The organism is Pseudoxanthomonas sp., assembly GCF_051953815.1.
GTDB lineage: Bacteria > Pseudomonadota > Gammaproteobacteria > Xanthomonadales > Xanthomonadaceae > Pseudoxanthomonas_A.
This window is the reverse complement of record NZ_JBQCIJ010000039.1, coordinates 68030-94404: the sequence shown is the minus strand read 5'-3', so window position 1 is coordinate 94404 and position 26375 is coordinate 68030. Positions and strand designations below refer to the sequence as shown.

General features: G+C 66.5%; 27 protein-coding genes. 9 read left to right on the top strand and 18 right to left on the bottom strand.

What is annotated here, in order from left to right:
• Nucleotides 1–250: 250 nt before the first annotated feature.
• The 8 genes from ACTHN1_RS11730 to ACTHN1_RS11695 all read right to left on the bottom strand — a co-directional run bounded on the left by ACTHN1_RS11730 (nucleotide 251) and on the right by ACTHN1_RS11695 (nucleotide 5642).
• A complete protein-coding gene (locus ACTHN1_RS11730) occupies nucleotides 251–1072 on the bottom strand; it encodes a restriction endonuclease (protein WP_440471119.1) in 822 nt (273 codons plus the stop codon).
• A 126-nt stretch (nucleotides 1073–1198) separates the two neighbouring features.
• Nucleotides 1199–1819, bottom strand: coding sequence for an HNH endonuclease (locus tag ACTHN1_RS11725; protein WP_440471118.1), 621 nt, complete (start codon nucleotides 1817–1819; stop codon nucleotides 1199–1201).
• Nucleotides 1820–1969: 150 nt separating this feature from the next.
• Entirely contained in the window at nucleotides 1970–2227 is a 258-nt protein-coding gene (locus tag ACTHN1_RS11720; RefSeq protein WP_440471117.1) for a hypothetical protein, read from the bottom strand.
• A gap of 69 nt (nucleotides 2228–2296) precedes the next feature.
• A complete protein-coding gene (bla, locus tag ACTHN1_RS11715) occupies nucleotides 2297–3178 on the bottom strand; it encodes a subclass B3 metallo-beta-lactamase (protein ID WP_440471116.1) in 882 nt (293 codons plus the stop codon).
• A 158-nt stretch (nucleotides 3179–3336) separates the two neighbouring features.
• Complete coding sequence (locus ACTHN1_RS11710; RefSeq protein WP_440471115.1) at nucleotides 3337–3645, bottom strand: hypothetical protein; 309 nt, start codon at nucleotides 3643–3645, stop codon at nucleotides 3337–3339.
• Between the two features lie 25 nt (nucleotides 3646–3670).
• The gene (locus tag ACTHN1_RS11705; RefSeq protein ID WP_440471114.1) at nucleotides 3671–4183 is read right to left on the bottom strand and encodes an HIT family protein; all 513 of its coding nucleotides are present in this window, start codon (nucleotides 4181–4183) and stop codon (nucleotides 3671–3673) included.
• Between the two features lie 85 nt (nucleotides 4184–4268).
• Nucleotides 4269–4883, bottom strand: a complete 615-nt coding sequence (locus ACTHN1_RS11700; protein ID WP_440471113.1) for a hypothetical protein — start codon at nucleotides 4881–4883, stop codon at nucleotides 4269–4271.
• A gap of 81 nt (nucleotides 4884–4964) precedes the next feature.
• Complete coding sequence (locus tag ACTHN1_RS11695; protein WP_440471112.1) at nucleotides 4965–5642, bottom strand: DUF4272 domain-containing protein; 678 nt, start codon at nucleotides 5640–5642, stop codon at nucleotides 4965–4967.
• Between the two features lie 109 nt (nucleotides 5643–5751).
• On the opposite strand from ACTHN1_RS11695, the gene ACTHN1_RS11690 reads away from it, so the two are divergent.
• From ACTHN1_RS11690 to ACTHN1_RS11680, 3 genes are read left to right on the top strand one after another with little or no spacing between them, the layout of a single operon-like run.
• The gene (locus ACTHN1_RS11690; protein WP_295375781.1) at nucleotides 5752–6903 is read left to right on the top strand and encodes an SPFH domain-containing protein; all 1152 of its coding nucleotides are present in this window, start codon (nucleotides 5752–5754) and stop codon (nucleotides 6901–6903) included.
• A 22-nt stretch (nucleotides 6904–6925) separates the two neighbouring features.
• Complete coding sequence (locus ACTHN1_RS11685; RefSeq protein WP_440471111.1) at nucleotides 6926–8242, top strand: TFIIB-type zinc ribbon-containing protein; 1317 nt, start codon at nucleotides 6926–6928, stop codon at nucleotides 8240–8242.
• A complete protein-coding gene (locus ACTHN1_RS11680) occupies nucleotides 8239–8490 on the top strand; it encodes a hypothetical protein (protein ID WP_295383168.1) in 252 nt (83 codons plus the stop codon). Before ACTHN1_RS11685 ends, ACTHN1_RS11680 begins: the two co-directional genes overlap by 4 nt.
• Before the next feature lie 129 nt (nucleotides 8491–8619).
• Here the strand turns inward: ACTHN1_RS11680 and ACTHN1_RS11675 are convergent, their stop codons facing one another.
• A complete protein-coding gene (locus ACTHN1_RS11675) occupies nucleotides 8620–8925 on the bottom strand; it encodes a hypothetical protein (RefSeq protein ID WP_440471110.1) in 306 nt (101 codons plus the stop codon).
• 24 nt (nucleotides 8926–8949) lie between these two features.
• On the bottom strand, nucleotides 8950–9438 hold the full coding sequence (locus tag ACTHN1_RS11670) for a hypothetical protein (protein ID WP_440471109.1): 489 nt from the start codon (nucleotides 9436–9438) through the stop codon (nucleotides 8950–8952).
• A 209-nt stretch (nucleotides 9439–9647) separates the two neighbouring features.
• On the opposite strand from ACTHN1_RS11670, the gene ACTHN1_RS11665 reads away from it, so the two are divergent.
• On the top strand, nucleotides 9648–9878 hold the full coding sequence (locus ACTHN1_RS11665) for a hypothetical protein (protein WP_440471108.1): 231 nt from the start codon (nucleotides 9648–9650) through the stop codon (nucleotides 9876–9878).
• 87 nt (nucleotides 9879–9965) lie between these two features.
• Entirely contained in the window at nucleotides 9966–10616 is a 651-nt protein-coding gene (locus ACTHN1_RS11660) for a glutathione S-transferase family protein (RefSeq protein ID WP_440471107.1), read from the top strand.
• A 121-nt stretch (nucleotides 10617–10737) separates the two neighbouring features.
• Here the strand turns inward: ACTHN1_RS11660 and ACTHN1_RS11655 are convergent, their stop codons facing one another.
• The 3 genes from ACTHN1_RS11655 to ACTHN1_RS11645 all read right to left on the bottom strand — a co-directional run bounded on the left by ACTHN1_RS11655 (nucleotide 10738) and on the right by ACTHN1_RS11645 (nucleotide 12405).
• On the bottom strand, nucleotides 10738–11349 hold the full coding sequence (locus ACTHN1_RS11655) for a DUF1294 domain-containing protein (protein WP_440471106.1): 612 nt from the start codon (nucleotides 11347–11349) through the stop codon (nucleotides 10738–10740).
• A 70-nt stretch (nucleotides 11350–11419) separates the two neighbouring features.
• A complete protein-coding gene (gene map, locus ACTHN1_RS11650) occupies nucleotides 11420–12196 on the bottom strand; it encodes a type I methionyl aminopeptidase (RefSeq protein WP_440471105.1) in 777 nt (258 codons plus the stop codon).
• Nucleotides 12193–12405, bottom strand: coding sequence for a ParD-like family protein (locus ACTHN1_RS11645; protein ID WP_440471104.1), 213 nt, complete (start codon nucleotides 12403–12405; stop codon nucleotides 12193–12195). Before ACTHN1_RS11645 ends, map begins: the two co-directional genes overlap by 4 nt.
• Before the next feature lie 167 nt (nucleotides 12406–12572).
• On the opposite strand from ACTHN1_RS11645, the gene ACTHN1_RS11640 reads away from it, so the two are divergent.
• Entirely contained in the window at nucleotides 12573–14081 is a 1509-nt protein-coding gene (locus tag ACTHN1_RS11640) for a serine hydrolase domain-containing protein (RefSeq protein WP_440471103.1), read from the top strand.
• Between the two features lie 80 nt (nucleotides 14082–14161).
• On the opposite strand, the gene ACTHN1_RS11635 is transcribed toward ACTHN1_RS11640, so the two are convergent.
• From ACTHN1_RS11635 to recC, 5 genes are read right to left on the bottom strand one after another with little or no spacing between them, the layout of a single operon-like run.
• A complete protein-coding gene (locus ACTHN1_RS11635; RefSeq protein ID WP_440471102.1) occupies nucleotides 14162–14512 on the bottom strand; it encodes a DUF2200 domain-containing protein in 351 nt (116 codons plus the stop codon).
• A 14-nt stretch (nucleotides 14513–14526) separates the two neighbouring features.
• Nucleotides 14527–14781: a hypothetical protein gene (locus tag ACTHN1_RS11630; protein ID WP_440471101.1), complete on the bottom strand. Its 255-nt coding sequence runs from the start codon at nucleotides 14779–14781 to the stop codon at nucleotides 14527–14529.
• A gap of 36 nt (nucleotides 14782–14817) precedes the next feature.
• Nucleotides 14818–16929 carry an exodeoxyribonuclease V subunit alpha gene (recD, locus tag ACTHN1_RS11625; protein WP_440471100.1) on the bottom strand — a complete coding sequence of 704 codons (2112 nt, stop codon included), beginning with the start codon at nucleotides 16927–16929 and terminating at the stop codon, nucleotides 14818–14820.
• A complete protein-coding gene (gene recB, locus ACTHN1_RS11620; protein ID WP_440471099.1) occupies nucleotides 16926–20618 on the bottom strand; it encodes an exodeoxyribonuclease V subunit beta in 3693 nt (1230 codons plus the stop codon). Before recB ends, recD begins: the two co-directional genes overlap by 4 nt.
• On the bottom strand, nucleotides 20615–23950 hold the full coding sequence (recC, locus tag ACTHN1_RS11615) for an exodeoxyribonuclease V subunit gamma (protein ID WP_440471098.1): 3336 nt from the start codon (nucleotides 23948–23950) through the stop codon (nucleotides 20615–20617). The genes recB and recC overlap by 4 nt, the downstream gene beginning before the upstream one ends.
• Nucleotides 23951–24150: 200 nt before the next feature.
• On the opposite strand from recC, the gene ACTHN1_RS11610 reads away from it, so the two are divergent.
• From ACTHN1_RS11610 to mlaD, 3 genes are all read left to right on the top strand, one after another.
• A complete protein-coding gene (locus tag ACTHN1_RS11610; RefSeq protein ID WP_440471097.1) occupies nucleotides 24151–24942 on the top strand; it encodes an ABC transporter ATP-binding protein in 792 nt (263 codons plus the stop codon).
• Between the two features lie 139 nt (nucleotides 24943–25081).
• Nucleotides 25082–25834: an MlaE family lipid ABC transporter permease subunit gene (locus ACTHN1_RS11605; RefSeq protein ID WP_141454892.1), complete on the top strand. Its 753-nt coding sequence runs from the start codon at nucleotides 25082–25084 to the stop codon at nucleotides 25832–25834.
• A 4-nt stretch (nucleotides 25835–25838) separates the two neighbouring features.
• Nucleotides 25839–26372, top strand: coding sequence for an outer membrane lipid asymmetry maintenance protein MlaD (gene mlaD / locus ACTHN1_RS11600; RefSeq protein WP_440471096.1), 534 nt, complete (start codon nucleotides 25839–25841; stop codon nucleotides 26370–26372).
• The last annotated feature ends 3 nt before the right edge of the window (nucleotides 26373–26375 follow it).

Sequence of the window (26375 nt, the reverse complement as noted above, 5' to 3'; positions counted from 1 at the left end):
GTAGCTAGAGGTGGCGGTAAAGGGTTAGCCATAGTCTCGCTCTAGGGTAGCTATACGATTTTCCCCACCGCCACTGAGGGCTACTCATTGAGATGATTCAATATTAAGTTGGTCAATTCCATCAACACATAGACGTGCCGCCAATATCAACGGAGTGACTATAGCCGCCAAGGGGTACTAGACCGTTGCTGCAGATGTCTTCTTTGGGTCGAAAGCGGTCATCCCGCTCTTCGGTCAGTATTCAATAAGCTCAGTTGAGTACTCCTTTGCATGTAGGAAATGTGGAGCATCCCCAGAATCCATTTCCATTCCGCCGATTAGTTCTGTGAACCATTGTTTCGCCGCATCGTGGGCAAGACGGCACGTCTATAAGTTTCTCTTCCGTTGCAACTAGTTTTGGTTCTACCCGATTCCTTGCCTCAATTGCTCCAGTACTCACAGCTCGTGCTTCCTCGATCATCGCCAACAAGGTCGAGCCGTCGATCAGCTCTATCCGCTTCCCCTCGGCAAACCGCTCGGCATCCGGCGTAAACCCACCCAAGGCCGCAATCCGCACCTCATCCGCCCGGTGATGGGCCATCAACCCATACATCTCCCGCACCACATTGACGGGCACGCGTTCGCGCCGCCATTGCTTGCACTGCACCAGGATGCGTCGGCCATCGCGACGGAGAATCAGATCGATGCCGCCGTCGGCGCCACCCAAGCCGGTTTCCTCGACGCTGTAGCCGCGACGGCGAAAGGCTTCGCCGACCAGTCGCTCGAAGTCGCGCCAGCCCAGCGCGGCGATGCTTTCCAGGCCGGTGCGTGTATCCAGCAGCTGGCGGGAGTGCCGGGCCCTGAAAAATGAGATGAGCGCGCCGATGGCGCACAAGGCAAGGAACAGCCAAGCGAGCAGCCCGAAGGGATTGGACGCGCCGGCGAACGCCTGCGCGAAAGGCCCACCCTGACGGGCGAACCACATCGGTACGCCGTGAGCGAGCGCGAGATAGCCCAGCGCACCCACCACCAGGCCGACCGACCAAGGCAAGCCCGCCAGCACATCAATGAGATTGCGTTTACCACGTCCCATGTGGCCTTCCCCGTTACCCCGGGGCGGACCATAGCGCGAATCAGAGCTTGTTTGAAGTGTGCTTACTGCCGCTCGTCGGCTCGCATGCTGGCAAAATCACCAGCGCGGCAGGCCCCTACTATTCCGCTAGTCATCCGGCACCAGATCCGTGTTCGCCATGTTTTCACCCTCATCGAATGCGCGCTTATGCTCTAGCTCATGGCACGAGCGGCATAGCGTGACCAGATTGGTCTTCTGGTGGGTTCCATAGTTGGATGCATATACGATGTGGTGTACATGCAACTCAACTCCGGTGGCATTGCATGCCACACACGTGAATCTATCAAGCTTGCGAATGGCCTTTGCGACTTCAGCCCAGTTTTTTGGATAGCCCCAACGATGGGGCCTATCCAGATGAAGCAGGCCGCGGCGCTCTGCCCGGATGATCTTGAAAATCTTGCTTCTGTTCTCCGGATTCGCGACAAGCGCATTAACCCAACCGGGAAATGCCCGCTCTACTTCGCTCGAAGGGTCCTGCAGTAGTCGCGCAGCCTTCTCATGAATCCATGATGGCTTGGGGGACAACAGATCAGATTGAGCTCTCCGGATAATCCCTCGCTCAAGCATTTGCCTGGCCTCATGATAGGCCTTTTCCGCAACTTGCTTGTAACTGTTCAAATCGTTGGTACAACGTCCGCAAACACATACACGCGAAGAGCGATATCGAAGGGTCTGATAGCTTTTCAGGCATATCTTGCAGACGGACATACGTCTCCTCCCTGATTCGAACTGTCTTCAACTTCAGCTTTTTACCAAAAGCGGCAATTTATGCCTCTTTCGCGACTGCAGCCATCTATTTCCCTGGACTAACAATGTCTGCTGTTCTACCGGTTGGCATACGGAACCGGCCTGTCTGACCTATTGAATGACCCTGCATGGTCGCTGTTCCCCGGCATAGTGCTTCTGGATGGCCACGATGATGGCTTCCCGCTCGTCTTCCGTCACGGCGCGAACCTCGTTGGACCCTGCATCCTGCCATTGCTGGATGGAATCCGCATGGATCACCCGGCCACCGAGGAAGAGGCTCTCTTCGTAGTCGACCCGGACCAGAACCGAGAGCGCTGACGTCCGATATACCAGCGTCTCCCGGTCCACCCAATCAATGCGGTATTGCATGAACCGAAGCGTTCCCTGTCTGGCAGGCGCCCACTATCTCATGGCCGGCCGGCGTGGGAGCGTTCGTGGTCAAGGCCGCTCCGCGGCTTCCTGTTCCTTCAACGCTTTCTCAAACGCCGCCTTGAAATCCGGCACCAATGTGGAAAGCAGGCCGGGTTCGACAAACGCATCCGCTTTCCCCGCATCGCGCTTGGCCGCCCGTTCCAGCACATCCGCCATCTCGGGGTGGCTGGTCAGCACGATGTCCGCGCGCAGGGCGGCAAGTTTGGCGAAGGTGGCGCGGTAGTCCTCGGCGATGCCCGGATAGGTCTTGTTGCCGACCAGGGTGTTGCCGGCGACGGTGATGCTGCACAGGAACAGCACCCGGCGCGGGGTGCCGCGGTCGTCCACGGTCATGCTCCAGCTGGTGCAGCCGCGGGTGTGGCCGGGGGTGAGGTGCGCGGTCAGTTCGACCTCGCCCAGGCGGACGGTCTGGCCGTCGTGGATGACCTCGTCCACCGGGATGGGCTCGAACGGCATGACGCCGTAGTTGTTGTCGCCTTCGTTGCGGCCGTTCTCCAGTGCCCAGCGGTCGCCTTCGCTGGCGAGGAAGCGCGCGCCGGTGTCCCGCTTGAGTTGCGCCATGGCGCCGACGTGGTCGGCATGGGCGTGGTCGCTGAGCAGCAGCTTCACCTCGCGAAGCGGCACGCCCAGGCTTTCGATATTGCGTTCGATCTGGCCGGCGTTCTGCGCCAGCGTGGCGTCGAGTAGGATGGCGCCGTCACGGGTGGTGATGAGGTAGGCGGCCAGCCCCTGGGTGCCGACGTAGTGGATGTTGCCGGCGATGCGGAAGGGTTTGACCGGCGCGGACCATTCGGGCGGATCGTCCGCCAGCGCCGGCAGCGTCGCGGCCATCGCCATGACCGCCGCGAGCACGCGCCGCCGCCAAGGGAATTCGTGACCTTGCTTCACTCGCCGCCTCCTGTGTCGGATTTGGCGGAGACATTGCCCGGCGGCGCTTCGGCGTACAAATGACCAGAACTTGTCGGAAGCATGAGGGCTTCTAATGGCGCAGGGACCGCAAGGGAAGGGGGCTCCTGAAAGGCGTCCGCCGCGTGCGGGGCGGACGGCTACACCGGAGGCAAGAAGCCTTCGGTGCCAAGTTCGCTGAACAACGTCCGCAGAAATTCGTCGCCGGCCGCGCACTCGGAAAGCAGGTAGTGCCCCGACCATATGTTCCAGCCCGCGGCCAGCGTCAGGCCGGCTCGCTGGAAGCTCGGGAGAATCGCTTCGTCCAGACCCATCACCGTCTGGCCGATGCGATGAAAGCCACCAGTCTCCATCAATCTTGTCGTCAACGCTTCCCAATGGGACTCGGGCAGCGCGTTGAAGTCGATGGTCAGGTGGCTGTTTGCGGCGGTTTGCAGGGTCGGACGCATGTATTGGCCTGGGATGGAGATGGGGCTACGCCGGCAGACACGAACGAATCAGCTCGACCGTTTCCGCAAGTTGCCGGTCGGAAACCCTGACTCGCGCCAGGCGCTGCGCATCCCCGCTGGGATCGTGCTGGGTGCCTCTGGCTCGTCCGGCGCCGTCGAACGTCGCGAGTTGCGGCGGACCTATGCCCCAGTCACTGCCCTTCTGCCGGGGCACGACATGAAAGTGGTAGTGCGGTGTCTCCTGTCCGCTGTAAACACCGTTGTTCTGGAACGTCAGAATGCCGAGGGGCTGATAGGCCCGGACGAGCGCCTCCGTGACCCGCTTGGCCGAAATCAGGATGGCCCGGCACTCCTGGTCGGAAAGATCGAGTAGCGTCGCGACATGCCGACGGGTGATGACGCAGCACTGGCCCACTTCGAACTGCGACGGGTTGATGACCGTCAACGTATGCTCGTCTTCTTCGATGATGGCCCATCGTTCCTCGCGCCCCGCCACCTCGCAGAGGTCGCAGGGGTCTCTTATGGGTAGTTCGATCATTTGCTATCTCCGATGGATCTGATTCTTTACTGCAACCCCTCTTCCGCGAGGAACCAGCGACGACGGAGGATTGAAAGCGGAGGCGTCAGCGCCCCGACCGGGCTACACCCGCCATGAAAGCTTCATACGCGGGAAAGAGTTCCTCAAGTCGCTCGATTTCGTCAGAAAGAAAGCGTCCGAACGTCGTCCATTGACGCCAGATACCGCCATGTTTCCGAAGGGCGAAGACACCGCCGATACCGTCAATGAAGTAGCCAACATTTTCGTTTTCAGAGAGCGTTCCGCTCCCGAAATAGAACAGGTCTGACGCGGCATTGTACTTTGCACGCCAATGGCGATTGGCGGCAACCAGATCAAGGGGCTTGTGAGAAGATCGATCAAGCAGACGTGGCTGCCCACGCGCAGATGCAGGTAGGCCGAAAAGACTCAGCTCAAAGATCTGCGCGCCGTTTATGGAACGTAGCAGCGCCTTGTAATGGCTGGGGATGACCAATCCCTCGGCTTCCGCATAGGTGTCCAACTCCTCCTTGGTCAGCGGCGCATACAGACTTATGGCGTAGGCTTTCGGACCGATAGCGGGCCGATGCGACAGAAGGAGCACGGAACCCGAAGTGACTGGCTCACCACTCATGCGGACCAGCAGCCGCTCCAATGCCGCAAGTTCAGGCCCCAGTCTCTGGACGAATGAATCAAGGCTCATGCCGCTGTTTCCCGAGCATCGAGTTGGAGGTAACCAGCCAGGCAGCTCCGTGACAGGAAGCCGATGGGGTGGGTGAAACAATTAGGTATCGGTCGGCACGTCATCCCAATCGTCTCCCCAGCCGACCAGCCAGCTCAGCCCGTATCGCCTTTCATGGACGACACCCGGATCGAGTTCGGGCGGCATCGGTTTATTGAACAGCTGGGCATCCCTCACCCGCCAGTGCTGATGATATAGCTCGGATTCCATGCGCTCGATTTCGTTTGCGGGGCGCAGTGCCGCGCGGGCGATGAAATCCTTTGGCGAGTCCACCGCTCGCTGCACCAGCGGTATTTCCCAGATGTCCGTCTGCTCGTTGAGGGGAGGAAATTCGCCGAACTCACCCAATGCCCAAGCGATCGATACCAGGGCTTCCGCCCGCCAGCTGAAATCGAAGACGTCCTGGTCGGCCGGCTGTTCACGCGAGTAGTAGAACACGCGCTCCCGTGGGGAAAAGAACGCATCGATGCCGTTCTCTCGAACCCAGTGAACCGTCTGCTCCGCCACCTCCTCGTGTGCGCGGGAGGTGACGGCCATGAGCACAAGCAACCGGTGCGCGGCTTCCCGCGCGGTCCTTGCCTTTGGGAGGATCTCCTGATTGGTCAAGACAACTGCTCCATCACGGCTGCCAAGGCGCCGATCATTCTTGATCCCGATGCGCCGCGGAAGCGCCATCCCCTGATACGACTCGATCTTAGGCCCGGGGATTTCCTCCAACAAGCGCCGACCGTGACTGGCGACAGGGGGTCATCGGCAGTGTCGGGAGCGCTGCTATAGTTCCGTCCATCCACGGGCGCGGTGCCCGTCATGAAACGGAAGGGAGTTTGTCATGGGTCTTGTACAGGCGGTGACGGGAGCGGTCGGTGGCGTGCTGGCGGACCAGTGGAAGGACTTCTACACCGTGCCGGAAGGCCTGCCGGCGACGGCGGCGCTGTTCGCGGCGGTGCCGCGCGGGACCAATGCGGGGCGGGGTTCCAACACCCGTGGCTCCTCCAACATCATCACCAACGGATCGAAGATTGTCGTGCCCGAGGGTTACGGGCTGCTGCTGATGCAGGACGGCGCGGTGACCGGGTTCGTCGCCGAGCCGGGCGGCTACGAGTGGCGCTCGGACGATGTGAATTCGCAGTCCATCTTTGCCGGCGACGGCCTGGTCAGTCCGTTGATCAAGCAGAGCTGGGAGCGCTTCAAGTTCGGCGGCCAGCCGGGTTCGCAGCAGGCGGCGTTCTTCGTGTCGTTGAAGGAGCTGCCGGACAACCGCTTCGGCACCCAGTCGGAAATCTATTGGGACGACGGCTTCCTCAATACCCAGGTGGGCGCGGTGACGCGTGGTTCCTACACGCTGAAGATCGTCGACCCCATCCTGTTCGTGAAGAACTTCGTGCCGGCGCGCTACCTGCAGCCGGGCGAGGTGTTCGATTTCACCGACATGGACAACGCCGCCGCCAGCCAGTTGTTCAACGAGGTGGTGGGTTCGCTGGCGCCGGCTTTCAGCCTGTATACGAACGATCCGGCCAAGGGCAATCGCATCACCAAGCTGCAGCAGGATTCGCTGGGCTTTGCGAAGAGCCTGTCCGAGGCGGTGGAGCAGGGTTACCAGTGGAATTCGGATCGCGGGCTGGCCATCGTCAAGACCGCCATCGTGTCGATCGAGTACGACGCGAACACCCGCGAGCTGCTGAAGACCGTGCAGCGCGCCGACGCGCTGTCGGGCGGGCGCGGCAATTCCAACCTGCAGGCGAGTGTGGCGCAGGGCATCCAGTCGGCCGGCGAGAACGGCGGCGCCGCCGGGCTGGTCGGACTGGGCATGGCGACCGGCATGGTCGGCGGCGTCGGCAGCCTGCAGCAGCCGGTGGCCCCGGCCGCGCCGGCGGCGGAAGATCCGGTCGCCCGGCTGAAGAAGGCCAAGGAAATGCTGGACCTGGGCCTCATCACCCAGGCCGACTACGACGCGCTCAAGGCCAAGGCGCTGGGCCTGTAAGCACGCGGGACGCAGCACGACCATGTCCGACCCCAAGACCCCGCCGCCGTTGCCGGCGGCGCCCGTGACCGGCCCCGGCTCGCCACGCGACGTGCCGCCCTTGCCCGGCCAGTTTCCGGTCGATCCGGCCACCTTGCCCGGCGCCATCCGCGAAGAACTGGAGGCGCCGGATCCGGTGGCGCTGGACACGGCGTCGGCCGAGCTCCGCGACGGCCTGAACCGCTGCCCGAAGTGCGGCGCCACCGATGTCCGGCTCAAGCTCGGCACCGACCTGCTGGTCTGCCAGTACTGCCGCCACGAGTGGCACGGCGCGCGGGTGGAGGAAGCGTTCGGGCTGGGCGAAGGCATCGACCAGCTGCGTGGCACCGTCATCGCCTCGGGCGCGCGCGACATCGACACCGGCGCGGCCAGCCTGATGAGTTTCAAGTGCACCGGCTGCGGCGCCGAGGTCACCGTCAACACCGAGAGTACGATGACGGCGCGCTGCCACTGGTGCCGCCATGTGTTCGGCGTCAACGAGCAGGTCGCCAACGGCGCGGTGCCCGACGCGGTGCTGCCGTTCCATATCAGCAAGGAGGATGCGGTGGCGCGCATCCGCCAGTTCGTGGACAAGCGGCAGCTGTTCGCGCTGAAGGCATTCAAGGAACAGTTCACCCCGGAGAACGTGGTGGGTGTCTACCTGCCCTACATGATCGTCGACGGCAACGCGAGCGCCGCCGTGAGCGGCAAGGGCGAGATCAAGACCCGCGAGTACACGCGCGGCTCCGGCAACAACCGCAAGACCTATTACGACGCCGACGTGTACCAGGTGAAGCGGGCGGTGGATTTCACCGTGGACGACCTGCCGCTGGAATCGTCCTCCGAGCGCGGCAACCTGGATACCCGGGTCAACACCAACAACATCATCAACACCATCCTGCCGTTCGACACCAAGAACGCGCTGAAGTGGAATGCCTCCTACCTGCTGGGCTTCAGCTCGGAGAAGCGCAACCTGGACGTGGAACGGATGCGGCCACGCCTGGAGGACCAGTTGCTGTCGATCGCGCGGGCCCAGGTCGAGGACTCGGTGGAACGCTATGATCGCGGCGTGCGCTGGGAGCGCGAGCAACTGGAAGTCCACGGCACCCGCTGGGTATCGATGTACCTGCCGGTGTGGCTGTACTCCTACCACCAGCCCGGCAGCAACGGCGGCATGCTGCACTACATCGCGGTGAACGGCCGTACCGGTGAAACCATGGGCAGCGTGCCGGTGCAGCAGTGGAAGCTGCTGCTGGCCGCGCTCACCACCGGCACGATCATCGAATCCCTTGTCCTTTGGTTCCTGGTGGCGGGCTCATGAGTGATGACGGTGGACTCTGGTTGCTGGCGGCCGGCCCGGTCGGCGCGACGGCGCTCTATTGGGCCCTGTATCGGTATTACCGCAACACCGACAAGTCGCACGCGTTCGAACGCGAAACCACGGTGGAGGCCAAGCCGGTGACCGGCTCGGACACCAAGGTGGATACCGTCACCGGCACGCGCGAGACCCGCATCAGCGGCGACAACGTGCATGACTATCGGGCGCGGGTGCAGCGGGATGGTGGGTGAGGGTGCGTCGCGCGGGTACGGGCAAGCGACTGCTCACGGGTGCCCGAGCGCGGCTGCGCCGATAGCGAAGGTCGCTTGAGGCCACGTCCGCGCTGAGGCATGGCTTTGGCCTGGGACTCATCAGAACCGTTAGGATGCACCCGCAAACATGCTTGCCAGCGCCCGCCATACGGCCGTCACGGTCGTCCGACCCTCCTGCGCACGCTGAAAAAGCATCCTGCCGGATGGCGTGATGTGGTGGAACTTTCCCCGCGTCTCGACAAGTCCGCGGCCAACGAGTTGCTTCAGTGCGCCGTCGAGCTCTTGCTGTGTCGGAACGGCATGGTTGATTGCGTCGGCGGCGACGGATATCTCCCTGCGGGATGCAGGCGTGTTACCCGACGCAATGGCGATGGAGTAAAAAATCCAAGCCAGGGTTCGTGAATCATTCGTCATCGCCTTTGAGAACTCCGGCTCCCGTCAGTCATCGGATCTGTCCTCGGAAGGCTTCCGCCTTCCTCCTGGTGTGCCATCCAGCGCTGCGGAAAAGACCGGATCGCCGGGACTCATCACTCTGTACGTCCGGTAGAACACCAGGCCTGAAAGCGCACCGGACACGACGGCAAGAAGAAGGAAAGCGATGGAAAGTCCGATGCCCTCATAGGAGACGGGGCCTGCAAACGATGACGCGATAACCAGCAGCGGAATCGGGCTGGCTGCGATGGCGCCCGCCAGGAGCGCGGGGATGGTTCTGAACATGCGCTTGTGTACCAGAAAGAGACCCACGGGAAGCCCGACGATCACAACGTAAGGGAGACAAACGGAAAATGCGAGAAAGAAGACGACTCCATAGTCGTTCCGGATGTTGGAAGCATGAGGCGCGAAGCACCACGCGATGGCGGTCGCCAGACCGGCCGCCATGGCGGAGCAGGCGAATGTAGCCATGGGCAGTGCGAGTGCTTCTCTCATGAGTTCCGATATCTGATTGAGCCCGCGTCACAGACAAATCTTCATAGGCGTCGGCCGCCATATCCCGGCTGCAGCGATGGATGCGGCGCTGCAGGCATGCCTTGAAGCATATGCGCGGGGAATCACGATTTCCAGATACTCTCTGGCAGTCGGTGGCACGGCGCCACATCCTCGTGGAGATCAAATTTCAGTCCAGGCTGGCGTGGCGGATGCTGAGCATCGGCTTGCCCGGCTATTACCAAGGCCGGTTCAGTGGCCGTCGCAGGAAAAAGGATTTTCGCGTCGTCACCCGGCGCAGACCACGTGTCTACCTGCCGATGTCGAGGAGCTCCGACTTGATGCTGACGCAGGATGATCCATACCGCTTCCTCAAGGCGCTGACGGATGGCACCGGCCCGTCTGGAGACGGAAACCCGCATCGACAGCTTGTCGATCCCTGACCCCGCCGTTCGTCTACCCAGGAAAGGCCGGGCATTCGATCCCTACGAATCCAACGTAATCGCGCCATCCGCCCAAGGAGCCCTCCCATGCACCCCACCATCACCGCCTTTGAAACCTCGCCGGATCGCGGCAAGGGCTTGGCCCGCGACATGCGCGTGCGCTGGGCGCTGGAGGAAGTCGGCCAGCCTTACGAGGTGCGGCTGCTGTCCTTCAAGGAGATGAAGGAACCGGCCTATCTGGCATTGCAGCCGTTCGGGCAGATTCCGGTCTATCAGGAAGGCGGTCTGGTGCTGTTCGATTCGGGCGCCATCGTGTTCCACATAGCCGAGCGCCACGCCGGTCTGCTGCCGTCCGACACGAATGCCCGCGCGCGCGCGATCACCTGGATGTTCACGGCGGTCAGCACGATGGAGCCGCCCGTCGTCGAGCACGGGATGATGAAGATCGCGGAGAGCCGCGAGCCCTGGTTCGAATCACGCATGGCGCTGCTGGAACCGCGTGTCCGCGCGCGCCTGGGCCAGCTCTCCGCGCACCTCGGCGACGCCGACTGGCTGGACGGCGCCTTCAGCGCCGGCGACCTGCTGATGATCTCGGTACTCCAACGGCTGCGAAGCTCGAACCTGGTGGACGAGTATCCGAACCTCGCCGCCTACGTGGCGCGCGGCGAGGCGCGCCCCGCGTACCAGCGGGCGTTCGCCGCGCAGCTGGCGGTGTTCGAGGCGTCGCAGGCGGGGTGACGCGAATCGCGACTGCCTGACGGATTTACGTTGATGGCGTTGTTTTGCGACAGGCTTGTCAGCCTGGTCAGGCGGCAGCCGGTTCGAACTCACTGGTGAGCGCATGGAGATGACCGAACGGTCATTCTCCCAACAACACGCTGGAGAGCCACTGCATCCTTCCACTCACGATCAACCAGGCAACGCCTCCCAAGTTCAGGAAGATGGTCAGCCAGAACATGCTTTGAAACGAAGCCTTAGCGGTCTTGTGCCGGAACCACTGCTGGGCGACCAGGCCGCCGGGCCAGCCGCACAGCAAGTCGATCAGATGCAGGCTCGACTCGGGCGTACGGCGGTAGCCCTTTTCCGCGGCGGTCTTGTCCAGGCAATACATCGTGAAGGACACCAGGCTGGCGGCGAGATACGCCAGGGCGACAAGGATGGGCAATTTCCCCAAGCTGGTGGCGACCGCCAGCAGCAGGAAGAAGCCCAAGGCGATCTGCCAGCCCGGCAGCCGCGTGCCGCTTGCCGGTACGGCGATCTTCTGGCCGGCGAAACGAACGGTCCTTGCGGTGAGACGCCCCTTCGCATCGCGCAGAGTTTCGTAGGAAATCAAGTCACCGACGACCGGCTGCCTCGAGCCACGCTGGAATTGGCTGACATGGACAAAGGCGCGGTCGCCACCTCCGCTGGGCACGACAAATCCGAATCCCCGCTCGCCATTCCATTCAGTGATGCGTCCTGCGTATCTCACGAGCCGCTCCGTCGCCGCCAATCCCCACCGCCAATCCTAGGAGGCGGTCACCCGGCCGGCAAGCCAGTGTTCAATCCACCTTGCACGGCGGCTTCTCCCCTGCCCGCAACGTAAGCACCCGCGCGCCGGTGCGGGTCACCGCCACGGTATGTTCGAACTGGGCCGAGAGCTTGCCGTCGCGGGTATACACCGGCCACTCGTCCGGATGCGCGCGGATGGCCGCCCTCCCTTCGTTGAGCATGGGTTCGATGGTGAAGACCATGCCTTCTTCCAGTTCGAGTCCGGTGCCCGGGTTGCCGTAATGGAGGATCTGCGGTTCTTCGTGCATTTGGCGGCCGATGCCATGTCCGCAGTATTCCTTGACCACGCTGTAGCCCTGCGCCTTGGCGTAGCGCGCGATGGCGTAGCCGATATCACCCAGGCGCGCGCCGGGGCGGACCGCAGCGATGCCCTGCCACATGGCCTGGTAGGCGGCCGCGACCAATCGGCGCGCGGGATAAGCGACTTCGCCCACCAGATAGGTGGTGCTGGAGTCGGCGATGTAGCCGTTCTTCTCCAGCGTGATGTCCAGGTTGACGATCTGGCCGCTGCGCAATACATCGCTGGCCGAAGGCATGCCATGACAGACAACGCTGTCGATGGACGCATTGAGGACGTGCGGAAATCCGTACTGTCCCTTGCTCGCCGGTCGCGCTTTCAGATCATCCACGATCATGCGCTCGACGAAATCGTTGATGTCCAGGGTGCTCCGGCCTTCCAGCACCAGCCTGTCCAGCACATCGAAGACGCTCGCCAGCAGTGCGCCGGCTTCGGCCATCAACTCGACCTCAGCGGCACTCTTGATCACGTTTTTTTCGATCGCAGTGGATGAGGCTTCACCCCGGCCGCACGCAGCTCGCCGGCGACGATCTCCTGGAAGCTGAGTTCCGGATTCATTTCGCAGAGCATGCCGACTTTGATCCAGAAGTTGGCCTGCGCATTGATGGAACGGTGGCTCACGGTGCAGGCGCGCCGGATCTGGTCGTGCAGGTCGTCGTCGATGTTGACGATGCCCATGGCCGTACTCGATGCTGGAATTATACGCATCATATATATTTCGTATATCAGGATCAAACCCAGGCGGATTTTCTGCGTCGCCGCTTTCCGGGCATCCCGCACCGTGTTAAACCTCCCGCGCCGCCCCCGCATCCCATCCATAACGCCGGTCTCCACGGAAGCCACCCATGAAGTCAGCCCGCACGCTTCGCCTGCTCTGCATCCTCCTTGGCGCCGCGCTGTTCGCGCCGGTTTCGCTGGCGGCGGACGCCGCGGGCGCGGATCCCTACGCGTCCATCCGGGCCGACATCGAGAAGGAAGTCGCCGCCGGCCATCTCACCGGGGTCTCGGTGGCGCTGGTCAAGGATGGGAAGATTCTCTGGGAACAGGGTTTTGGCTGGGCCGATCGCGAAGCGCGCACGCCGGCGACGGCGCACACCGCGTTCTCGGTGGCCTCCACCACCAAGCCGTTCACCACCACGGCGCTGATGCTGCTGGCGGCCGACGGCAAACTGGATCTGGATCGCCCGGCGAACGACTATCTGGGCGCGGAGAAGATCGTCGACGCGAACGGCCCGTCACGTGAAGCGACCGTGCGCCGGCTGGCGACGCATTCGTCGGGGCTGCCGACGTTCTTCGCGATGTATCCCCAAGGCGGCGTCGGCAGACAGCCGGGCATTCCCGAACTCATCCGCGACTACGGCCACCTGATTGCCCCGGTCGGCGAGCGCTACGAGTACTCCAATCTGGCGATGGGGATCCTCGGCGAGATCGTGGCCCGCCAGTCGAAGCAGGAGCTGGGCGCGTTCCTGCGCGAGCGCATCCTGCTGCCCCTGGACATGAAGGACAGTTTTTTCGACACCGATCTGTCGCGGCGCAAGGAGATGGCGGTGCGCTATGCCGACGACGGCAAGCCGCTGCCGTTCTACCTGACCGCCACGCCGGGATCCGGCGAGCTTTACGCCAGCGCGCACGACCTGGCGCGCTTCGCGATGCTGCATCTGGGCGGCAAGGGGTTGGATGCCTCCGCGAGGATCCTGGATCCGGCGCGGCTGGATGAACTGCATCGTCCCGCCACCCGGGTCGCCCCGCATTTCCACTACGGCATGGGCTGGGAGATCTACAACGAGCCGGGGAAGATCGGCGTGCTGCATCACGGTGGCGGGCAATCGGGCGTGAATGCCGAGTTCGTGCTGGTACCCTCGGCCAATGCCGCCGTGATCGTGCTCAGCAATCGGCGCGGCGAACCCGGTTTCATCGGCGGCGTGCGTGATCGACTGCTCAAGACGGTCGTGCCCGGCTGGACCACCTTGCCCCGCCCGGCGAACCCGCCGCTGGTGCCGCTGCAACCGCTTCGGGACTACCGGGGAACCTGGCGCGGCACGCTGCTGGCGCAGGGCAGGCGCGTGCCCACGGTGTTGACCATTTCGGAAGAAGGCAAGGCGACATTGTCGGTGGGTGGCGGCCCCGCGAATCCGATTTCCGATTTCGGGCTGATCGATGGACTGGTGTCGGGCGAGGTCAAGGGCGATATCGGCAGCCCCGACACGCGCCGCGAAGGGCTGGACCAACTGTCGCTGGCGCTGAAGCTGCGCGGCGATCGGATCGACGGTGAAATCGTCGCCTGGCGCAAGACGTCCGAGCACATGGCGATGTTCCCGTACTGGACGGATCTGGCGCGCGCATCGGGCGATTGAAGCTGCGTTGCCGAGAGCAACCGCGCGATCGCCGGCAGATCCGGCCGGCGCTCCGCGCGCCCTCTCCGCGCGGAAAAGCGCTAGGTCCGCAGGATCTTCTCCATCGCCTTTCCCTTCGCAAGCTCATCGACCAATTTGTCCATGTAGCGGATGTTGCGCATCAGCGGAGGCTCCACGTCCTCCACCCGGACGCCGCAGACCACGCCCTTGATGAGCGACACGTTCGGGTTCAGCCGCGGCGCCTGTGCGAAGAATTCCTCCAGGCTGCTGCCGGTTTCGATCTGATGCCGCAGCGCGTCGTTGTCGTATCCCGTCAGCCAATGGATGACCTGATCGAGTTCCTCCTTCGACCGCCCCTTGGACTCCACCTTCTTGATGTACAGCGGATAGATGCTGGAAAACCTGATGGCGAAGACTTTTTCCTGGCGCATGTGTATTCCCTCTGTCAGGCCTGGCGAACTTGCCGTTGGTTCTTATACGTTGCCCGCTCGTCCGGCTCGCCTTCTACAAAGATCCCTTTCAGATGCAACGTCACATTGTGGGGCGTTGTCTGGTAGGGCCTGGCCATTTGCGCCTGGGCTCGCCGTACCGATCCACCGTCCCGCCGAATCCGGATTCGTGTCTGCGCGTCTTCGGTGCGATACGGAATCAGATCCGGAATCAGATCCGGAATCAGCTCGTGGGCGCCCTCCGGACTCATCCAATCTCCTCGTACTGCTCGATAACTTCCATCAGGCTATTTCCACACACCCAACCTCCACCCCAACCCCGACCAACGACTCGCGTGCCGCGCCAATGCTTCGCGGATCACCGCCTCGCTGCCGGCCAGGTGCAGCGCGCGGCGGGCACGGGTGATGCCGGTGTAGACCAGTTCGCGTGAAAGCACGCGGTTGCCACGGGCGGGCAGCAGCAGCCAGACGCTGTCGAACTCCGAGCCCTGGGCCTTGTGCACCGTCATGGCGAAGGCGGATTCGTGCGCGGGCAGCGCGGCCGGATGGAACGCGCGCGGCTGGTCCGGCTCGTCGCCGGGGAACCAGGCGGCCAACGCGCCCTGTTCGTCCTTGAAGCAGATGCCGATGTCGCCGTTGAACAGGCGATGACGGTAGCTGTTCTCGGTGACGATGATCAGCTGGCCATGGAAATGGCCCTGCCCGGGGCGCGACAGGCCAGCGCCCTGGCTTTCCAGCAGCAGGCGTTCGATGCGGGCATTGAGCGTGCGCGCCCCCTGTGGACCTTCGCGCACGGCGGTGAGCAGGCGCAGGCGGGAGGAAAGGGCGAGCGCCTCGGTCGGCGAGGCGGCGGCGGCGAGTGCGCGCCAGTGGGCGAGCAGTTCGTCCTGCCGGACCTGCAACGGATCTTCCAGGTTTTCGTGGAAATGGATGTTGGACAGTTGGCCCGCGCGCAACAGCGCGAGCGTGGTGTCGGCATCGCCTTCGCGCACGGCGCTGGCGAGCGGTGCGAGTTGCAGGCTTTCGCTCTGGCGCCAGCCACGCCGCAGATGGACGCGAACGGCGGGGAAGACTTCTCCCGCGTCCGGCGCGAGACCTGCCTCGTCGGCATCCGGATCCGGCGAAGGCGTCGGGTCCCGGATTTCACCGGCGCGACGGCGTTCCGGCTCATGGCTGCCGTCGATGGCGGCGCCGAGGATCGCGGCCAGGACGTCGCCGGCTTCCACTGAGGGCAACTGATCCGGATCGCCGAGCAGCACCAGCCGCGTGCCGTCGGCGATGGCGTCGACCAGCTTGGCCATCAGCGGCAGGTCGATCATCGAGGCTTCGTCGACGACCACGACATCGAACGGCAGCGGATGATCGGCGTGATGGCGGAAGCGTGGCGAGTCCGGAATGGTGCCGAGCAGACGATGCAGGGTGATGCCGGTGGTGGGCAGCGCGGCCAGCAGATCCGGATCGACGCCGGCGGCGGCCAGCGCCTGCGTGGCGTGGCGCACGCTTTCGGCCATGCGTTCGGCGGCGCGTCCGGTGGGTGCGGCCAGCGCGATGCGCGGCGGCGCCCGGCCCGTGTGGCGCGCCTGCGCGGCCAGCAGCACGAGCAGGCGCGCGGTGGTGGTGGTCTTGCCGGTGCCGGGGCCGCCGGTGATCAGCAGGAGGGGATGCAGGAGCGCGAGCGTGGCGGCGAGCGCCTGGTGATCGTGGGTGGGGTTGCCTTCATCCGCTCTTCGGGCACCTTCCTCCGCAAGCGGGAAAAGGGAGGCTTCGGGTTTGGCTTCAAGCTGTTCCGCCGCGAACAGGGGGAGCGTCTGATTGCGCTCGACGCTCCGCGCTTCTGACGCCTGAGAACGCCGCGAAGCATCCGCTTGGGTATCGCCGCCCAGATGATCCGAACGTCCGGCCTGCTGCGCCCGCCCGGAGCGGGCTGGAAACGGAGCATCCGGAAACAGTGAGGCGAACAGCGGTGCGAGCGCGGACAAGTCACCCGCTTCCGGCCGCTGCGCCGCGATGCGCCGCAACCCCAGCGCCAGCTGTCGCTCGTACTCCCGGTAACGGCGCAGGTACAGCAGTCCCTGCTCCAGCACCAGCGGTGCATGCGCGTCGGATGCGTCGTCCGCGGCGCCCGGACGGGCGACCCAGCGCGAGGCCGTCAGTTGCGCGCACCAGGCGTCGGCGTCCGGCCAGGCAAACGCGGCTTCGGTATCGAGCAGCGCCTGCGGCTGGCCGAGCGACAGGCCTGCATGCCCCTTCGAGACGGCGAGCGACGCGAGCGCGGCGGCGGCCAGCACTTCGTCCGGCGTGTCGCGATCCAGGCGGCGCAGGCTCTGGGCGAGCGCGTGGTCGAGCGTGCGCAGGTGGCCCGCCTGCCAGAGGGTGCCAAGGAGATTGGAGGAGTTCATGCGGATTCACCCGCACGCTTGCCCCCGTCCCGGCCTTCCCCCGCGTGCGGGGGAGGGGGCGGCTCCCGATGGGAACCTGCGGCATTGCCGGCGAACAGCGCGTCCAGCGCGTGGACCAGTTCCGGCTCGAAACGCTGCGCGTGCACGCCGGGCGAAGGTTGTTGGTCCCGATCCAGGCCGCGACAGAACAGGTAGCGCACGCCGCCGAAATCACGCGCGTAGTCGTAGGCGTCGCCCAGGCGGAAGCGCAGCCAGCGGTGCAGGGCCAAGGTGTAGATCAGCGCCTGCAGGTCGTATTCGCTGTGCGCCATCGCCTGCTGCATGGCCGCGGCGTCGTAACCGGGCAGCTGGTTGGATTTGTAGTCGAGCACGTACCAGCGGCCATCGTGGTGATAGGTGAGATCGATAAGGCCGGTCATCAGCCCTTCCAGCCGCTGGCGCGCGCCGAAGGCGCTGCGCGCGCGCAGCAGGCCGTGGCGATGCAGCAGCGCGAGCAGCGCCGGCACCGGTGTGGCGCTCATGGCGAAATGGAATTCGATTTCGGCGCGGCGCGCGTCCGCCGGCAGTTCGGCCAGGCGCACGCCCTCGGGGAGCGCGGTCCCCAGGGTGTGGCCGATCAACGGCACCAGCACGTCCAGGCCCGCTGCGATGTCGGCTTCGGCATAGCCGCCTTCGCGCAGCGCGTCGGCGATGACCCGATCCTGCCCGTCGGGCGCGTCCTCGCCCGGTCGCCAGTCGCGCCAGAGGGCGAAGTCGGCGTTTTCCAGTGCGGCGTGCATGACCACGCCGAATCGGCTGCCGGCGAAACGCGGATCGGCGGCGACCGGCGGCGCGGTCACCGGGGCGGGCGCATCGGGATCCGCGGCGGCGATTTCGTCCTCGCCGCCGGGATCGGCCTGGGTGGCGGCGGCCAGCGGGTCGCCGCCGGCTTCGGCATGCGCCAGTTGGGTGAAGCTGTAGACCCACCAGTCGGCGTGGATGCGGCGGGTCGCCACGCGCGCGGGCGCCACCGATGCCTCGTGTTCGGGCGGCAGGCGCGGCGGCGGCGGTTCGGCCGGACCTTCGACGATGCGGACGTCGGCGTGATCGCGCAGCGCGGCCATGCCGGCCAGCAGCGGCGCCAACCGGCTCTTGTCGATATCGGCGAGGTCGCCGGCGGCGATCCAGAGCGCATGTTCGGCGCGGGTGAGGCCGACATAGAGCAGGCGCGCGTCCTCGGCCTCGGCGTTGCGGCGCGCGGTGTCACCGGCGGCCTTCCATGCCGGATCGTCCTTGTCGATGCGCCACAGCAATATCCGCCGCCCTTCCTCGTGCAACACGCGATAACGGCCACTGTCGGGACGGCGGGTGCCGATGCCGGTGAAGGGCAGGTACACCAGCGGATATTCCAGGCCCTTGCTCTTGTGCAGGGTGACGATCTGCACGCGGCGCGCGTCCGACTCCAGCCGCAGCAGCTGGGTCTCGTCGTCGGGGTCGGCATGGGCGATGCGACCCTGCAGCCAGTCGAGCAGGCCATGCAGGCCGAGCGTGTGCGTGGCGGCCTCCTGTAACTGTTCACCCAGTTGCAGGTAGTTGGTCATGCGCCGCTCGCCGTCGACCAGCTGCAGCAGGCGCTCGGCCTGTTCGGCGCACAGGTCGGACACCAGCGCGAGCGGACCGCTGCGCTGCCAGCGCTCGCGCCAGTGCAGCAACCGGGCCTGGTGATGGCGCTGCGCATCGCCCTCGACCTCCAGCGCCGCGATGGCGGTCGCGTCCTCGCCCAGCAACATGGTGGACAGCGCGGCGCGCAGACGACCGCTGTCGGCCGGTTGCAGCAAGGCCAGCAGCAGGGTGTGCAGTTCGCCGGCCTCGCTGGTGGCGAACAGGCTCTGCCTGCCGGCGGCGACCGCCGGCACACCGGCCTGCGCCAGCGCCTGCTGCATGCGGGTGGCCTCCTTGTGGTTGCGCACCAGCACCGCGATGTCGCCGGGTTGCACCGGACGGCCGTCGATCGCCGCGCGGCCTTGGCGCGCATCGGCAAGCACGCGATGGATGTCGGCCACGCAGGCTGCGGTGGCGGCGGCGCGCGAGCCGTCGGCGCCAAGCGGCTGGCCGTCTCCGCCCCGCAGCAGGCGCAGGGTCAGCGCGGGCGCGGGCGTGTCATCGCGCAGGTGATCGGCGTCGGCGCGCGTGTCGCCCGCCCGTACCGGCTCGAACCGGATGCCGGGATGGGCGAAGGCGTCATGGCCGGCATTGTCCGCGCCTTCGTACAGCGCCTGGATGGCGCGCAGCACGCCCGGGCGCGAACGGAAGTTGTGCGCCAGTCGCGGCGCCTCGTCGGCCACGCCGCGAGCAAGCAGGTAGGTATCCACGTCGCCGCCCCGGAAGCCATAGATGGCCTGCTTGGGATCGCCGATCAGGAACAGCACGGGCGCGTCGCCTAGGGCCCGCACCTCATCGGAATCGCCGAACACGCGCGCGAAGATCCGCCACTGGCGCTCGTCGGTGTCCTGGAATTCGTCCACCAGCGCGACCCGGTACTGGGCGCGCAGCCGCGCCACCAGCGTCTGTCGGTCCGGACCGTCCAGCGCCTCGGCGACGCCTTCGATCAGATCGTCGTAGGTCCGCACGCGGCGGGTGCGCTTGAGCGCGTCCAGGCGCCGGCGCGCTTCGACGCGCAGCCGATGCAACAGGCCGATGGCCTGTTCGCGCCGCCACCGGTCGCAGCGTTCCATCGCCAGCAGGTAATCGGCGATCAGCGGTTGCAACGGCGACAGCGGCGTCCTGCCGGCATGCGCCTTGTTGGTCCTGGCCGACAGCGCCTCGTGGGTCAGCCGCTCGATGCGCTCGTCCAGCGGAAGCAGCGGATCCGGCCGCGCGCTCCATTGGCGCAGCTGGCGTTGCAGCGCGGACAGCCAGTCGGCCTTGTACGCGGTCTTGTTGAGCACGCCGCCGTCGAGCGCCGCGAGCACGGCCGCGAAATACGCGTCTGCGTGCGTGGCGATGCCCGCCGCCAGCCGGTCGCAGGCGGCGGCCAGGCCCGCCAGCGCGTCGTCGCCCGTCGTGTCCGCCGGGGCTTGCGGGTATAGCGGCAGCGGCCCGCACAGCGCGGGAAGATCCGCCGCCAGCGCGTCGGGGCCGCTCCACAGACGGACCAGCGCATCGGCCTCCACCGCGTCGGCGGCATGCACGCGCCATAGATCCGCGGCGACTTCCGCGTACAGGTCGCCCGCGTTGCCCAGCAGCTCGACCGCGTCGAAGCCCTGCCCGGTTTCCAGCGCATGCTCGCGCAGCACGCGCGCGCAGAACCCGTGGATGGTGAAGATGGCGGCCAGATCGGTTTCTTCCGCCGCGATGCGCAGGCGGCGGGCCAGCTGATCCGGCGTCTCCCCGCCCTGGGCGAGATGGCGCTGAAGGATGCGACGGGTCAGCGCGACTTCGTGACTGTCGCCCTCGCCGGCTTCGCTGCCGGCCAGACGCGCGGCCAGCGACAGGCGTTCGCGGATGCGCTTGCGCAGTTCCTGGGTGGCGGCCTCGGTGTAGGTCACCGCCAGCACCTGCCCCATGCGCAGGCGCTGTTCGACGATCAGGCGGGTGAACAGGGTGGCAAGCGTGTAGGTCTTGCCGGTGCCGGCGCTGGCCTCGATCAGCTGCACGCCGTCCAGCGCGCGGAGCAGATAGGGATTGTCGGCGGGATCGATCGCGCTCACGCGGCCTCCCCTTCCCCGGCATCCGGACGCGCCTGGCCCCGACGGACCAGATCGTAGATGTGCAGGCTGGTACGCTCCAGTCGCCGGTAGTCCGCTTCGTCGGCGAACGGATCGCGACCCCGCAGGGCGAGCCGGATCGCTTCACCCTCGCCTTCGGCCCAGCCGCCGTTGCCGTCGCCGTGCCAGCGTTTCCACGCGGCGGCGCGACGCTTTTGCGGCTCGGCGTTCCAGAGATCCCAGCCGGTGTACGGCGCGAACCACAGCGGCTCGCGCAGGCCCTGCGCATGCAGGTCGAGCAACTGGCGCAGCGCGTCGCGCGCCTGGCCCGGGTCCAGCGCCTCCAGCAGGTGCGGCCCCGGACCATCGCCGCTGTCGTGGAACTGCACCAGCGGCAGGTTCGCGCCGGCCGCATTGGCGAGCAGCCAGTCCAGCCCCCAGCGCAGCGCGGCGTTGCCGTTGAGCGCGCTGGCGCGCAGCCGCACCAGGCCATGCGGATGCAGATCGGCGACGCGGCCGTGCAGCTGCACGCCATCGAGTTCCACTTCATAGCGCTCGGAAGCGAGCGCGGCATCCCCCATCCATTCGCGGCGTGCCTGCGCGAACGGGCGGATCCCGGCGAGCAGACCCTCGAACTGGCGCTCACCCAGCGCGCCGGACGGCAGCAGCGCGCGCGCGCGCAGGCGTTCGCGCAGGCCGCTTTCCCGGCCCTCGTCCAGCGCCTCGATCACCGCCTGCTGCAGGGCCGCGCGTTCCAGCCCGCCGCCCGGTAGCACCAGCGGTTCGACGTCCTCGGTTTCTTCAATCGGCTCGGGCAGGCGCAGGCCCAGGCGCTGGACGAGGAACTGGCCCTGCGGATCGACGAAGAAGCGGCGCAGCGTGTCCAGCGATACGTCCTTTTCCACCGGCTCCAGCGCGGGCAAGGGTTGCGTGAGCCACGGCGGCGGCAGGTGGCGCGCGCCGCTGGCGCGATCCGCGGCCGGCCGCCACTGCGCGCGGTAGCTGAACCGGCGCGGCTCATCGCCGCCGCCGAAGGCCGCGGGCGCGAACGGTTGCAGGGTGTGCTGCACCACCAGCGCTTTGCGCGCGCCGGGATCGGCGTGGTACGCCGCCGCCGCGTCCAGCAGTTCGCTGATCAACACCGAAGGCTCGCGCACGCTGCCGTCGCGCGGATCCGCGCCCTGGTAGCTGAGATAGAACACGTCCTGGGCGGCGGCGAACAATTGCAGGAACAGATAACGGTCATCCTCGCGGGTGGAACGGTCGCCGTGGCGGCGACGCTCGCTGCCGAGTTCGGCGGTGAGGCGATTGAGCCCGGCGGCGGGATCGCGATGCGGAAACTCGCCATCGTTCATGCCCAGCAGGCAGATCACCCGGAACGGCAGCAGCCGCATCGGCACCATCCGGCCCACGCTGATGCCACCGGTGAGCAGCGGCGCGCGGGTGTCGGCCTGCGACAGCAGGTCGGCGAAGTAGGCGCGCACCACCTCGGCCGGCACCTCGTCGGCGTAGCCGGCGGCTTCGGCATCGCGGGCGAAACGATCGATCAGCGTGCGCAGGCGATCCAGCGCGCGTTGCGCGCGCGGCGCAACCGGTCGTTCGGGCAACAACGCATCGAGCAGGCGCAGCAGGCGTTCACGCCACTGCGCAGGCGGCAGCGGCTGGCCGAGATCGCGGCGCTGGCGGGCCAGTTCGCGAAGCAGGCGGATCAGGGTATCGAGCGCGTCCAGCGCGCCGCCTTCCAGCCCGCTCCAGGGCGCGACACCGGCGATGTCGTCCTCGGCGCCGCTGGCATGGCCCAGCAGCAGGCGGTCCAGCGCGAACTGCCAGGTGTAGGCGTCGTCGGCGGGCGCGTCGGACGCGGCGCGATGCGCGGCGTCCAGCCCCCAGCGCGCGCCCGCCTCGCGCAGCCAGCCGTGCAGGCGTTCGATGGCATCGGTATCCAGACCGGCGGCCTCGGCCACCGGCGCGCTGGCGAGCAGGTCGAGGATCTCGTCCAGGCCGAAGCGCGAGATCGGCAGGTCCAGCAGGCGCAGGAACACTTCGGCCAGCGGCTCGCTGGCCAGCGGACTGGTGTCGGCCAGCGCCCACGGCAGCGCGTCGCCGTGGCCGTCACCGCCGAACACCGCGTCCAGGTACGGCACGTAGGGATCGATGTCCGGCGCGAGCACGGCGATTTCGCGCGGCTGCAAGGGCGGATCGAAGCGCCTGTCGTCGAGCAGCGCGCGCAGTTGATCGTGCAGCACCTGCACTTCGCGCAGGCGGGTGTGGCAGGCATGCACCTGCACGCTGGGATCGTTCCGATCGATGGCGGCGCGCGGCGGACCGGACGGCGTGGCGCGGCGATGGAACAGATCCTGCTGCATGTGCCGCAGCAGACTGTCGGACAGGCCGCCTTCGGCGCGGGTCGGCGCGGGCTCCGTGCCGGGGTCGGCGTAGGCGGCGATTTCGCCGGTCGGATGCACCACTTCGTAGCTGCCCAGCACTGCCATGAAATCGCGCCCGGCCGCGCCCCAGGCCTGCAGCAGCGGGTTCTCGCCCAGCGCCTCGCCGAACGGATCGGTGTCGCCGGCGCGCAGGCGCTCGCCGAGCGTCTGCAGGTCGCCCCAATACGCGCGGGTGGGCGTGGGCAGGTAGAAGTGCAGGGTGCCGGCGCGCGCCTGGGTGGCGACCACGCGCAGCACGTCGGGCGAGATGTTGAGGGTGGCGAAGGCGAACATCCGCTTCGGCAAGCCGGCCGGCAGCGCGGACGCGGGTCCGGCGAAACGGTCGAGGTAGTGCTGGATGCGGCGCGCGCGATGTTCGCCCCCGGCCGCGATATGCCGCCACAGCAGCGCCTGCGGATCGGCCGGGTCGGCACCGGCTTCCCAGCGCAGCAGCCAGTCGCGGCGCCATGCCTGGTACTTCTCGAACACGCCGGCCAGCTCGGTCGCCAGCGCCCACGGTTTCACCGGATCGCCGCCGGCCAGGTAGCCGCGCAGCGACGCCAGCGCGGGCCGGGCCAGCAGCGCGGGATCGGTGAGCGCGGCGTACAGCCGCCAGCGCAGGCCGGCGGCGTCGAGATCCTCGCCCTCGCCGGGCACGTTGGCGGCCAGCGCGCGGGCGACGAACTCGCCGGGGGTGAGGAATTCCAGGTTCGCCGCCACGCCGTGTTCGGCGGCCAGGGTGGCCTGCAGCCAACGCCGCATCGCCACCTGCGGAATCAGCACCACCTCCGGCGCCAGCAGGGATTGCCCCGGCGGCGGCCGGCGCAGCTCCGCGGCCAGCAGACCCGCCAGGACGTCCAGGGAATTGGAGTGGTAGAGGCGGAAGTCGGGCGCGGCGGCGTCGGGCATCCGGCTATCTTGCCGCAGCCGCGTCGCGGTCGCCGAGACGCGAGAGATTCATGATGCCGATTCGGGATGGTGTTTCCCGGCGGGACGCGGCGCTTCCGGCCGCGATTCCGGCACAATACCTGTACCGGTCAGTTCGGTTTTGTTCAGCCGCCAGCCGCGAAGCTTCCTCGTTGCTTTTCCGTTAAGCGCCCGCACCCGACATGACATCCGCCGACACCCCCGCCGTGCGCCTGTCCGATGTCCGCCTTGATCGCGGCGGACGCACCATCCTGCGCAACATCGCGCTGTCGGTGCCGCGCGGCAGCATCACCGCCGTGCTGGGCCCCAGCGGCAGCGGCAAGTCCACGTTGCTGGCCGCGTTGACAGGCGAACTGCCGCCGGCCGCCGGCCAGGTGGAGGTGTTCGGCCAACCGGTGCCGCACCGCAGCCATGCGCTGCTGGAGATGCGCAAGGGCATCGGCGTGCTGCTGCAGGGCAACGGCCTGCTCACCGATCTGACCGTGGCCGAGAACGTGGCGCTGCCGCTGCGCACGCACACCCTGCTGGCGGCGCCGCTGATCCGGCGCATCGTCGAATTCAAGTTGAACGCGGTGGGCCTGCGCGCCGCCGCGGATCTTTACCCGCGCGAACTGTCCGGCGGCATGGCCCGCCGCGTCGCCCTCGCCCGCGCGCTGGCGCTGGATCCGCCGCTGATGATCTACGACGAACCGCTGACCGGCCTGGATCCGATCGCGAGCGGCGTGATCATGAGCCTGATCCAGCGCCTCAACGACACCCTGGGCCTGACCAGCATCATCGTCACCCACCACGTCCACGAAACCCTGCCGATCGCCGACCAGGCGCTGGTGATCGCCAACGGCGGACTGGTGTTCACCGGCACGCCGGCCGAGCTGGAGAACACCGCCGATCCGCTGGTGCGGCAGTTCCTGCGTGGCGAACCGGATGGCCCGATCGCGTTCGACGCGATCAAGCGCGTGGAGGAAGCGGCTTGAAGCCGGGAATGCAGAATCGGGAACCGGGCATCGAAGCGGCCTTCACGCAGGGCCGGTTTGGCGCGTTTGGCGCGCACGCGGACCGCCCCCTCCTCCGCCAGCCGAGGAAGGGAAACATGTTCATCGGGGGAGGCCACTGATGCCCTTCGTCGCCGCCACCCGTTCGCTGGGACGTGCCGGGCTGTTTTCGCTGTCGGTGTTCCGCGCGTCCGCGCCGACCCGCGATTTCCTCGCCGAGCTGACCCGCGAGATCTACAAGATCGGCGGACGATCGCTGCCGATCATCGCGGTCGGTGGCGCCTTCGTCGGCCTGGTGCTGACCCTGCAGGGCTATCGCACGCTGACCACGTTCGGCGCTTCCGACGCGCTGTCGACGTTGCTGGGCCTGTCGCTGTACCGTGAACTCGGCCCGGTACTGACCGCGTTGCTGTTCATCGGCCGCGCCGGCAGTTCGATTGCCGCCGAGCTGGGCCTGATGCGCGCCACCGATCAGATCAAGGCGCTGGAACTGATGGCGATCGATCCGGTCGCCAAGGCGGTCGCGCCGCGCTTCTGGGCGGCGGTGCTGACGGTGCCGCTGCTGACCGGTTTCTTCTGCAGCCTGGCGATCAGCGCCAGCTACTTCGAAGCCGTGCACGTGCTGGGCCTGGACAACGGCACGTTCTGGTCCGCGCTGCAGAACAGCGTCGATTTCTGGGACGACTTCGGCGTGGCGTTGCTGAAATCGGCGGTGTTCGGCGGCACCAGCGCGCTGGTGGCGGCCTATGTGGGCTACCACGCCGAACCCACCATCGAAGGCACCTCGGTGGCGACCACCCGCGCGGTGGTGAACGCGTCGCTGTTGGTGCTGATGTTCAATTTCGTCCTTTCCGCCCTGCTTTTCCGGAGTTGATGCCATGGCCGTCCGTGGACCCCGTCTCGAATTCGCCGTCGGCGCCTTCCTGCTGCTGGCCCTGGCCTCGCTGCTGGTGCTGGCGATCGCCTCCACCAACAAGCGCTTCGGTGTCGGCGGCGGCAGCTACGAGCTGAAGGCGCGCTTCACCAACCTGGGCCAGCTGCGCAAGCAGGCGCCGGTGAAGATCGGCGGCGTGGTGGTCGGCCAGGTGGCCGACATTCAGCTGGATCCGGTCAAGTTCGAATCCATCGTCACCCTGTTGCTCGACAGCAAGTTCAAGGATCTGCCCGCCGACACTTCCGCCGGAATTTTCACCAGCGGCCTGCTGGGCGAGAACTACGTGGGCCTGTCGCCCGGCGGCGATCCGGAAGTGCTCAAGCCCGGCGAGGAAATCGCCTTCACCCAACCGGCCGTGGATCTGCTGCAGCTGGCCGGCAAGTACATGTTCAGCGGCGGCGGCAACGCCGGCAGTGGCGACAACGGCCAATCCGCCGCGCCTCCCGCACAACCGACGGAAGAACAACCCCAGCCATGAAAA

Excerpts from the sequence above, each read along its gene's own strand:
- ACTHN1_RS11730 (WP_440471119.1), bottom strand. The coding sequence starts at position 1,072 with ATGGGACGTGGTAAACGCAATCTCATTGATGTGCTGGCGGGCTTGCCT.
- ACTHN1_RS11725 (WP_440471118.1), bottom strand. The coding sequence starts at position 1,819 with ATGTCCGTCTGCAAGATATGCCTGAAAAGCTATCAGACCCTTCGATAT.
- ACTHN1_RS11720 (WP_440471117.1), bottom strand. The coding sequence starts at position 2,227 with ATGCAATACCGCATTGATTGGGTGGACCGGGAGACGCTGGTATATCGG.
- ACTHN1_RS11710 (WP_440471115.1), bottom strand. The coding sequence starts at position 3,645 with ATGCGTCCGACCCTGCAAACCGCCGCAAACAGCCACCTGACCATCGAC.
- ACTHN1_RS11705 (WP_440471114.1), bottom strand. The coding sequence starts at position 4,183 with ATGATCGAACTACCCATAAGAGACCCCTGCGACCTCTGCGAGGTGGCG.
- ACTHN1_RS11700 (WP_440471113.1), bottom strand. The coding sequence starts at position 4,883 with ATGAGCCTTGATTCATTCGTCCAGAGACTGGGGCCTGAACTTGCGGCA.
- ACTHN1_RS11690 (WP_295375781.1), top strand. The coding sequence starts at position 5,752 with ATGGGTCTTGTACAGGCGGTGACGGGAGCGGTCGGTGGCGTGCTGGCG.
- ACTHN1_RS11685 (WP_440471111.1), top strand. The coding sequence starts at position 6,926 with ATGTCCGACCCCAAGACCCCGCCGCCGTTGCCGGCGGCGCCCGTGACC.
- ACTHN1_RS11680 (WP_295383168.1), top strand. The coding sequence starts at position 8,239 with ATGAGTGATGACGGTGGACTCTGGTTGCTGGCGGCCGGCCCGGTCGGC.
- ACTHN1_RS11675 (WP_440471110.1), bottom strand. The coding sequence starts at position 8,925 with ATGACGAATGATTCACGAACCCTGGCTTGGATTTTTTACTCCATCGCC.
- ACTHN1_RS11670 (WP_440471109.1), bottom strand. The coding sequence starts at position 9,438 with ATGAGAGAAGCACTCGCACTGCCCATGGCTACATTCGCCTGCTCCGCC.
- ACTHN1_RS11665 (WP_440471108.1), top strand. The coding sequence starts at position 9,648 with ATGCTGAGCATCGGCTTGCCCGGCTATTACCAAGGCCGGTTCAGTGGC.
- ACTHN1_RS11660 (WP_440471107.1), top strand. The coding sequence starts at position 9,966 with ATGCACCCCACCATCACCGCCTTTGAAACCTCGCCGGATCGCGGCAAG.
- ACTHN1_RS11645 (WP_440471104.1), bottom strand. The coding sequence starts at position 12,405 with ATGGGCATCGTCAACATCGACGACGACCTGCACGACCAGATCCGGCGC.
- ACTHN1_RS11640 (WP_440471103.1), top strand. The coding sequence starts at position 12,573 with ATGAAGTCAGCCCGCACGCTTCGCCTGCTCTGCATCCTCCTTGGCGCC.
- ACTHN1_RS11635 (WP_440471102.1), bottom strand. The coding sequence starts at position 14,512 with ATGCGCCAGGAAAAAGTCTTCGCCATCAGGTTTTCCAGCATCTATCCG.
- ACTHN1_RS11630 (WP_440471101.1), bottom strand. The coding sequence starts at position 14,781 with ATGAGTCCGGAGGGCGCCCACGAGCTGATTCCGGATCTGATTCCGGAT.
- recD (WP_440471100.1), bottom strand. The coding sequence starts at position 16,929 with ATGAACTCCTCCAATCTCCTTGGCACCCTCTGGCAGGCGGGCCACCTG.
- recC (WP_440471098.1), bottom strand. The coding sequence starts at position 23,950 with ATGCCCGACGCCGCCGCGCCCGACTTCCGCCTCTACCACTCCAATTCC.
- ACTHN1_RS11610 (WP_440471097.1), top strand. The coding sequence starts at position 24,151 with ATGACATCCGCCGACACCCCCGCCGTGCGCCTGTCCGATGTCCGCCTT.
- ACTHN1_RS11605 (WP_141454892.1), top strand. The coding sequence starts at position 25,082 with ATGCCCTTCGTCGCCGCCACCCGTTCGCTGGGACGTGCCGGGCTGTTT.
- mlaD (WP_440471096.1), top strand. The coding sequence starts at position 25,839 with ATGGCCGTCCGTGGACCCCGTCTCGAATTCGCCGTCGGCGCCTTCCTG.